Raw genomic sequence first — 8474 nt, 5'->3', positions numbered from 1 at the left:
ACATCGTGTGGTGTTTTCTTTTCGGGCGGGCGCCCCCCCGCGCTGTCAAAAAAAAACACCCCCCCCCCCCCCCCCCGGGGGGGGGGGGGGCGGCCCCCCCCCCCCCCCCCCCACGACGGCGTTCGCCCTCCCACTCGACCTCGGCGGACGAGTGGGCTGCGGCCTGCGCTACTCTTGAACGTCACCGCTGTCGCACCGCGCTGACCGTGCGCGCCCGACAGGGCGGTGTTCAGCCGCATTTTCCCAGCTCCAAGCCCCAGGAAGTGACATGCCTCCGAAGAAGAAGCTCGTCAAGACGTTCACGCTTCAGCTGCCGGCGGGCCAGGCCACGCCGGCGCCGCCGGTCGGCCCCGCGCTCGGCCAGCACGGCGTGAACATCATGGAGTTCTGCAAGTCCTACAACGCGCAGACCGAGTCCCAGCGGGGCGACATCGTCCCCGCCGAGATCAGCGTGTACGAGGACCGCACCTTCACCTTCGTGCTGAAGACCCCGCCCGCCGCCCGGCTGCTGATCAAGGCCGCCGGTGTGCAGAAGGGCTCGGGCGTCCCGCAGGCCGAGAAGGTGGGTTCGGTCAGCCGCGCCCAGCTGCGTGAGATCGCCGAGAAGAAGATGGCCGACCTCAACGCCAACGACCTGGACCAGGCCGAGAAGATCATCGCCGGCACCGCCCGGTCGATGGGCATCACCGTCAACGACTGACGTCGGCCCCGCCGACGACCCGATCGTGGGAGGGCTCGCGCCGAGCGGCCCGCCAGAGACCACAGGAGTAATCAGCAATGCAGCGCAGCAAGAGCTACCGCAAGGCCGCCGACGTCATCGACCGGTCCAAGCTCTACACCCCCGCCGAGGCCGTGAAGCTGGCCAAGGAGACCACCAACGTCAAGTTCGACGCCACGGTCGAGGTCGCCATGCGCCTCGGCGTCGACCCCCGCAAGGCGGACCAGATGGTCCGCGGCACGGTCAACCTGCCGCACGGCACCGGTAAGACCGCCCGCGTGATCGTCTTCGCCGGCGGCGCGAAGGCCGAGGAGGCTGCCGCGGCGGGTGCCGACGAGGTGGGCACCGACGAGCTGGTCGCCCGGATCCAGGGTGGTTGGCTCGACTTCGACGCGGCGATCGCCACGCCGGACCAGATGGCCAAGATCGGCCGGATCGCGCGGATCCTGGGCCCGCGCGGTCTCATGCCGAACCCGAAGACCGGCACGGTGACCATGGACGTCACCAAGGCGGTGCAGGACATCAAGGGCGGCAAGATCACCTTCCGGGTGGACAAGCACTCCAACCTGCACCTGATCATCGGCAAGGCCTCCTTCACGGAGAGCCAGCTGGTGGACAACTACGCGGCGGTGCTCGACGAGGTGCTGCGGGCCAAGCCGTCCGCGGCGAAGGGCAAGTACCTCCGCAAGGTCATCCTCACCACCACGATGGGCCCGGGTGTCCCGGTCGACCCGAACCTGGTGAAGAACCTCACCGAGGAGCCGGCCGAGGCCTGAGCCCGACCAGTTCGCTCCGCCGGGGCGCCGCCACACCTGTGGCGGCGCCCCGGCGCGTTCAAGGTGTGGCAGGCTCGTCCGCATGCGGCTGGAGAACGTCTGGTTGCGGTACCACCGGCGAGGGCCGTGGGTGCTGCGCGGGGTCGACGTACGGATCGGTCCGGGTGAGGTGGCGGTCGTGCTGGGCCGCAACGGCGTCGGCAAGTCGACGCTGCTCCAGGTGGCGGCCGGGGTGCTCCGACCGGGCCGGGGGCGGGTCACCGACCGGCCGGTGCGGGTCGGCTGGGTGCCGGAGCGTTTCCCGTCCGACCAGCCGTTCACCGTGGCCCGCTACCTGACCGGGATGGCGCGGGTCGCCGGGTTGGGTCGCGCCGCCGCCGATGACGCCGTGGCCACCTGGACGGACCGGCTCGGGCTGGCCCGGTTCCGCGCGGTCCGGCTGCCGGAGCTGTCCAAGGGCACCGCGCAGAAGGTGGGCCTCGCCCAGGCGATGCTGCGTCCGCCGGGCCTGCTGGTGCTCGACGAGCCGTGGGAGGGGCTGGACGCCGCCACCCGTGACCTGGTCCCCGAGTTGATCGACGAGGTGCTCGCCGGCGACGGCGCGGTCCTGGTCAGTGACCATCGGGGGGAGACGGTCCGGCTGCCGGGCGCGCGCCGCTGGACGGTGGCCGACGGCTCGCTGACCGAGGAGACGCCGTCGGCGGACGAGGCCGTCGCCGTGGTCGAGGTCGCGGTGCCGGCCGCGCGGGTCGCCAGCACCGTCGCCCGCCTGCGGGCCGACGGCCACCAGATCCTTCGGGTACGCCCCGACCCCTCCACCGCCACACCGGAGGTCGGCTCCGCGGCACCGCCGGTGCGGCCGGCCGCCGAGCGGGCGACCGAGCAGCCCGGCGGCACCGACGCGGCGGGCGAGCCGGCGACGGTCGAGCCGGCGGCGGGGGAGGCCCGGTGACCGCCCTGGTCCGGCTGCGGCTGGCCGGCTTCCTGCGTACCGGGAGGGCGCTGGCGCCGCTGCTCGCGGGTCTCGTCGCGCTCGGCACGCTGTACGGCGGCGGCCGGGCCCAGCCCGCGGAGGCGTACGGCGTCTCCGCCGTGGTGCTCTTCCCGGTGCTCGCCTGGCAGACCAAGATCCTGTTGGACGTCGAGCCGGACGTGCAGCGCCGGCTCGCCCAGGTGTCCGTCGGGGTGGCCGGGGAGAGGGTCGCGGGTCTGCTCGCCGCCGGCCTGGCGGCGCTGGCGACGGTGGCCGTCGCGCTGGTCTTCCCGTGGCTGGTGGGCGGGGTCACCGGTCCGGTGGACCCGGGGGACCGGTCGGTGCCGGTCGGTCTCGCGCTGGGGCTGTTTGCGCATCTGCTGGTCGTACCCGCGGCGGTTGCTCTTGGCGCGTTGGCCAGCCGGGCGTCGGTGGGCGGCGCCGGGTACGGCGTCGCGGTGCTGGCCCTCGGCGGCGTCGGCGCGGTGGTGCTCGGTCTGAGCGGGTCGGTGGCCCCCTGGCTGGCTCCGCCGATCATGGCGACCGCCCGGACGGTGGCGGGCGACGCCGCCGCGCTCACCCTGCTGGGGCTGAGCGTGTGGGCGCTGGCCTGGAGCGCCGCGGTCGTCGGCGGCTACCTGTGGCGGCGGCGCGCCCAGGGTTGAGCAGCGCCGGCGTCGGTGGTCCGGCTCACAGATGGCGATTTGGCGCTGGTGGCGCGGGCGCGTACTCTTCAACAGTCATCCGTGTTCTCATGGATGAGGAACCACCCAGAGACCGCTGGTCACCGTGTTTCGGCACGGTCGAAGGTCCCGCGACAGACGGGCGACCCGCGTAGGGCGGCAAGCGTAACTCGGCAGTGAGCATGGTCCGCCGACCGTGACGATCCGCCGGCCCTCGCCCCGTGCGCCCTGCGCCGGGGCTTTCTCGTTGTCGCTGCCTCCGCCCCCGTTCCAGGCTTCGGCCGTGACGGGGACCAGCCTCGAGTAACGAGAGAGGAGGGACATGGCGGACAAGCCGATCCGAGCCGACAAGGCCACGGCCGTCTCTGAGCTGACCGAGAGCTTCCGCAGCGCGGGCGCCACCGTGCTGACCGAGTACCGCGGTCTGACGGTTTCCCAGCTCACCCAGCTGCGGCGCTCGCTCGGTGCCGAGACCAGCTACACGGTCGCGAAGAACACGCTGGCGAAGCGTGCTGCGACGGACGCGGGCATCACCGGCCTCGACGAGCTGTTCACCGGTCCTACCGCGCTGACTTTCGTTTCGGGCGACGTCGTCGAGGCGGCGAAGGGGCTTCGCGACTTCGCGAAGGCCAACCCGAAGCTCGTCATCAAGGGCGGTGTCTTCGAGGGCAAGGCCATTTCCGCGGCCGAGGTCACGAAGCTCGCCGACCTGGAGTCCCGCGAGGTGCTGCTGGCCAAGCTGGCCGGCGCGATGAAGGGCAACCTGAGCAAGGCCGCGGCCCTGTTCCAGGCACCGCTCTCCAAGGCCGCCCGCGCGGCGGCCGCCCTTGCGGACAAGAAGCGCGAGCAGGAGGGCGCCGAGGCGGCCTGAGGCCGCGCGGCGCACCCACGTTCTTAACAACCTTTAGAAAGGACGCCAGACATGGCGAAGCTCAGCACCGACGAGCTGCTTGACGCGTTCAAGGAGATGACGCTGATCGAGCTCTCCGAGTTCGTGAAGCAGTTCGAGGACACCTTCGAGGTCACCGCCGCGGCTCCGGTCGCGGTTGCCGCCGCTGGTGGCGCCCCGGCCGCCGCCGAGGCCGAGCCGGAGAAGGACGAGTTCGACGTCATCCTCGAGGCTGACGGCGGCAAGAAGATCCAGGTCATCAAGGTCGTGCGTGAGCTGACCGGCCTGGGCCTCAAGGAGGCCAAGGACGCGGTCGAGTCCGCGCCGAAGGCCATCCTGGAGAAGGTCAACAAGGAGACCGCCGACAAGGCGAAGGCCAAGCTCGAGGGCGAGGGCGCCAAGGTCACCCTCAAGTGACCTGACGTTCCACCTGCGCGTGCCTCGGCTCGGTGAGCCGCGACACGATCGCGTCGCGGCGGGCGGTGATCCGACACGGATCACCGCCCGCCGTGTTGGTGGATCCGGCGGCACCGGCCCTGAGCTGGGCGTCGACGATCGGTGTGGGGCCCCGGACGAGCGCGACGGGTCCACCTCCGGTGGGAAAGAACAGACGACCCGGATACCGGGCCTTGACGCGGCCCCGGGCTGCCAGGCACGCTGACACCAGCAAGACACCGCGCTTGCGACGGCCACAACGTGGGTAATGACAGCGGCGGCACCAACGGCTGCGGCAACCCGCGCGGCCCAGTGGGGACGTTGCGTTCTGAGCGGCCCGGCAGACCCCGGTTGACGGGGGCCGAGGCGCGTTCCGCGAACGACCTGCGGGGTGGGCTGGACAGCGGTTAGCCTCTCGGCTACACTGCTAGTTTGCGCTGCCTTCCGACTTGACCCCTGCTCGGAAATGTCCGTTTACGGATATTTCTGGTGGGGTCATTGGAGTGCACGCGTACCAGCCGTTCTGCAGCACCGGTCCTCGGAAGGACGCATCTTGGCAGCTTCCCGCCCTGCGAAGACCAGTCGTACGTCGAGCGCATTCGCTCCCCGCCGAGTTTCATTCGGCAGGATCACCGAACACCTCGAGGTCCCCAACCTCCTTGCCATCCAGAACGAGTCCTTCGACTGGCTCGTCGGCAACGAGGCTTGGCAGGGCCGGTCGGCGGACGACCCGCACGCACGCTCGGGTCTCGCGGAGATCCTTGAAGAGATCAGTCCCATTGAGGACTTCTCCGGCACCATGTCGCTTTCCTTCTCGGCGCCGCGCTTCGACGAGGTCAAGGCCTCGATCGAGGAGTGCAAGGAGAAGGACCTGACCTACTGCGCTCCGCTCTTCGTGACCGCGGAGTTCACCAACAACACCACTGGCGAGATCAAGAGTCAGACGGTGTTCATGGGTGACTTCCCGATGATGACGCCCAAGGGCACCTTCGTCATCAACGGCACCGAGCGCGTCGTGGTCAGCCAGCTCGTCCGGTCCCCGGGCGTGTACTTCGACAAGCAGCCGGACAAGACCTCCGACCGCGACCTCTCCAGCGTCAAGGTCATCCCGAGTCGGGGTGCCTGGCTGGAGTTCGACATCGACAAGCGCGACACGGTCGGCGTACGTATCGACCGCAAGCGTCGGCAGGCCGTCACGGTCCTGCTCAAGGCCATCGGATGGTCGGCCGAGCGGATCCGTGAGAAGTTCGGCTGGTCCGAGCTGATGATGACGACGCTCGAGAAGGACCACATCGCCGGCCAGGATGAGGCCCTGCTAGACATCTACCGCAAGCTGCGCCCTGGCGAGCCGCCGACGCGCGAGAACGCCCAGACCCTGCTCGACAACCTCTTCTTCAACCCGAAGAGGTACGACGTCGCCAAGGTCGGGCGCTACAAGTTCAACAAGAAGCTCGAAGTGGACGTGCCGATCACCACCGGCACGCTCACCGAGGACGACATCGTCGCCACCGTGGAGTACCTGTGCCGGCTGCACGCCGGTGAGGACGGCTACGAGGCCGACGACATCGACCACTTCGGCAACCGGCGCCTGCGCACCGTGGGTGAGCTGATCCAGAACCAGGTTCGGGTCGGCCTGTCCCGCATGGAGCGGGTCGTCCGTGAGCGGATGACCACGCAGGACGTCGAGGCGATCACCCCGCAGACCCTGATCAACATCCGCCCGGTGGTGGCGGCGATCAAGGAGTTCTTCGGGACGTCGCAGCTGTCCCAGTTCATGGACCAGACCAACCCGCTGGCGGGCCTGACCCACCGGCGCCGGCTGAGCGCGCTCGGCCCGGGTGGTCTGTCCCGGGAGCGGGCCGGCTTCGAGGTCCGTGACGTGCACCCGTCCCACTACGGCCGGATGTGCCCGATCGAGACGCCGGAAGGCCCGAACATCGGCCTGATCGGCGCGCTGTCCACCTTCGCCCGGGTCAACCCGTTCGGCTTCATCGAGACGCCGTACCGGAAGGTCGTCGAGGGTCGGGTCACCGACCAGATCGACTACCTGACCGCGGACGAGGAGGACCGGTTCGTCAAGGCCCAGGCCAACGCGCGGTTGAAGGCTGACGGCACGTTCGCCGAGGACCGGGTCCTGTGTCGTCGTAAGGGCGGTGAGACCGAGGACGTCGTCCCCGGTGCCGTCGACTACATGGACGTCTCGCCCCGGCAGATGACCTCGGTCGCGACCGCCATGATCCCGTTCCTCGAGCACGACGACGCCAACCGGGCACTGATGGGCGCGAACATGCAGCGCCAGGCGGTGCCGCTGGTCAAGGCCGAGGCGCCGCTGGTGGGTACGGGCATGGAGTACCGGGCCGCGGTCGACGCCGGCGACGTGGTTGTCGCCGAGGTCGGCGGTGTGATCGAGGACCTCTGCGCCGACTACGTCACGATCCACCAGGACGACGGCCACCGCCGGACGTACCTGCTGCACAAGTTCCGCCGCTCCAACGCCGGCTCCTGCGTCAACCAGAAGCCGGTCGTCTTCGAGGGCGACCGCGTCGAGGCCGGTCAGGTCATCGCCGACGGTCCGTGCACCGACGAGGGCGAGATGGCACTCGGACGCAACCTGCTGGTGGCGTTCATGTGCTGGGAGGGTCACAACTACGAGGACGCGATCATCCTGTCGCAGCGCCTCGTGCAGCAGGACGTGCTCACCTCGATCCACATCGAGGAGCACGAGGTCGACGCCCGGGACACCAAGCTCGGCCCGGAGGAGATCACCCGCGACATCCCGAACGTCAGCGAGGAAATGCTCGCCGACCTCGACGAGCGCGGCATCATCCGGATCGGTGCCGAGGTCGTCCCCGGCGACATCCTGGTCGGCAAGGTCACGCCCAAGGGCGAGACCGAGCTGACCCCGGAGGAGCGGCTGCTCCGCGCGATCTTCGGTGAGAAGGCGCGTGAGGTTCGGGACACCTCGCTGAAGGTGCCGCACGGCGAGACCGGCACGGTCATCGGTGTGCGGACCTTCTCCCGCGAGGACGGCGACGAGCTGCCGCCGGGCGTCAACGAGCTGGTCCGGGTCTACGTCGCCCAGAAGCGCAAGATCCAGGACGGCGACAAGCTCGCCGGCCGGCACGGCAACAAGGGCGTCATCTCCAAGATCCTTCCGGTCGAGGACATGCCGTTCCTCGAGGACGGCACCCCGGTCGACATCGTGCTCAACCCGCTCGGCGTGCCGAGCCGGATGAACATCGGCCAGGTTCTGGAGACCCACCTCGGTTGGGTCGCCAAGACCGGCTGGAAGGTCGAGGGTGACGACGCCGACTGGAAGCGGCAGCTGCGCTCGATCGACGCGCACGAGTCCGAGGGGGACACGAACGTGGCCACCCCGGTCTTCGACGGTGCCCGCGAGGAGGAGATCTCCGGTCTGCTCGAGTCGACCCTGCCCAACCGGGACGGCAAGCAGCTGATCGGGCGCACCGGCAAGGCGCAGCTGTTCGACGGTCGTTCCGGCGAGCCGCTGCCCGACCCGATCGCGGTCGGCTACGTCTACATCCTGAAGCTCAACCACCTGGTCGACGACAAGATCCACGCTCGGTCGACCGGCCCGTACTCGATGATCACGCAGCAGCCGCTGGGTGGTAAGGCGCAGTTCGGTGGTCAGCGTTTCGGTGAGATGGAGTGCTGGGCGATGCAGGCGTACGGCGCTGCCTACGCCCTGCAGGAGCTGCTCACGATCAAGTCCGACGACGTTCTCGGCCGGGTGAAGGTCTACGAGGCCATCGTCAAGGGCGAGAACATCCCGGAGCCGGGCATCCCGGAGTCGTTCAAGGTGCTGCTCAAGGAGCTGCAGTCGCTGTGCCTCAACGTTGAGGTGCTCTCCAGCGACGGTGTGGCCCTGGAAATGCGCGAGACCGACGACGAGGTGTTCCGGGCCGCCGAGGAGCTGGGCATCGACCTGTCCCGGCGCGAGCCGAGCTCGGTCGAAGAGGTCTGAGGTGAGCGGTCGGGG

7 protein-coding genes are annotated in these 8474 nt (G+C 69.6%); all 7 read left to right on the top strand.

Annotation, left to right across the window (positions count from 1 at the left end; translation table 11 throughout):
- Nucleotides 1–268: 268 nt before the first annotated feature.
- The 7 genes from rplK (at nucleotide 269) to AB0H52_RS08795 (ending at nucleotide 8459) form a co-directional block, all read left to right on the top strand.
- A complete protein-coding gene (rplK, locus tag AB0H52_RS08825) occupies nucleotides 269–700 on the top strand; it encodes a 50S ribosomal protein L11 (protein ID WP_151488757.1) in 432 nt (143 codons plus the stop codon).
- A gap of 77 nt (nucleotides 701–777) precedes the next feature.
- Nucleotides 778–1494: a 50S ribosomal protein L1 gene (gene rplA / locus AB0H52_RS08820; protein ID WP_151488758.1), complete on the top strand. Its 717-nt coding sequence runs from the start codon at nucleotides 778–780 to the stop codon at nucleotides 1492–1494.
- Between the two features lie 82 nt (nucleotides 1495–1576).
- The gene (locus AB0H52_RS08815; RefSeq protein ID WP_357946142.1) at nucleotides 1577–2446 is read left to right on the top strand and encodes an ATP-binding cassette domain-containing protein; all 870 of its coding nucleotides are present in this window, start codon (nucleotides 1577–1579) and stop codon (nucleotides 2444–2446) included.
- The gene (locus tag AB0H52_RS08810) at nucleotides 2443–3132 is read left to right on the top strand and encodes a hypothetical protein (RefSeq protein WP_151488760.1); all 690 of its coding nucleotides are present in this window, start codon (nucleotides 2443–2445) and stop codon (nucleotides 3130–3132) included. The genes AB0H52_RS08815 and AB0H52_RS08810 overlap by 4 nt, the downstream gene beginning before the upstream one ends.
- A 340-nt stretch (nucleotides 3133–3472) precedes the next feature.
- Entirely contained in the window at nucleotides 3473–4021 is a 549-nt protein-coding gene (rplJ, locus tag AB0H52_RS08805) for a 50S ribosomal protein L10 (protein WP_151488761.1), read from the top strand.
- Between the two features lie 51 nt (nucleotides 4022–4072).
- On the top strand, nucleotides 4073–4456 hold the full coding sequence (gene rplL / locus AB0H52_RS08800) for a 50S ribosomal protein L7/L12 (protein ID WP_151488762.1): 384 nt from the start codon (nucleotides 4073–4075) through the stop codon (nucleotides 4454–4456).
- Nucleotides 4457–5027: 571 nt separating this feature from the next.
- Nucleotides 5028–8459, top strand: a complete 3432-nt coding sequence (locus AB0H52_RS08795; protein WP_151488763.1) for a DNA-directed RNA polymerase subunit beta — start codon at nucleotides 5028–5030, stop codon at nucleotides 8457–8459.
- Nucleotides 8460–8474 lie beyond the last annotated feature (15 nt).

The sequence above is a fragment of the Micromonospora sp. NPDC050695 genome, from assembly GCF_040654415.1.
Lineage (GTDB): Bacteria > Actinomycetota > Actinomycetes > Mycobacteriales > Micromonosporaceae > Micromonospora.
This window is presented reverse-complemented; position numbering and strand designations above follow the sequence as displayed.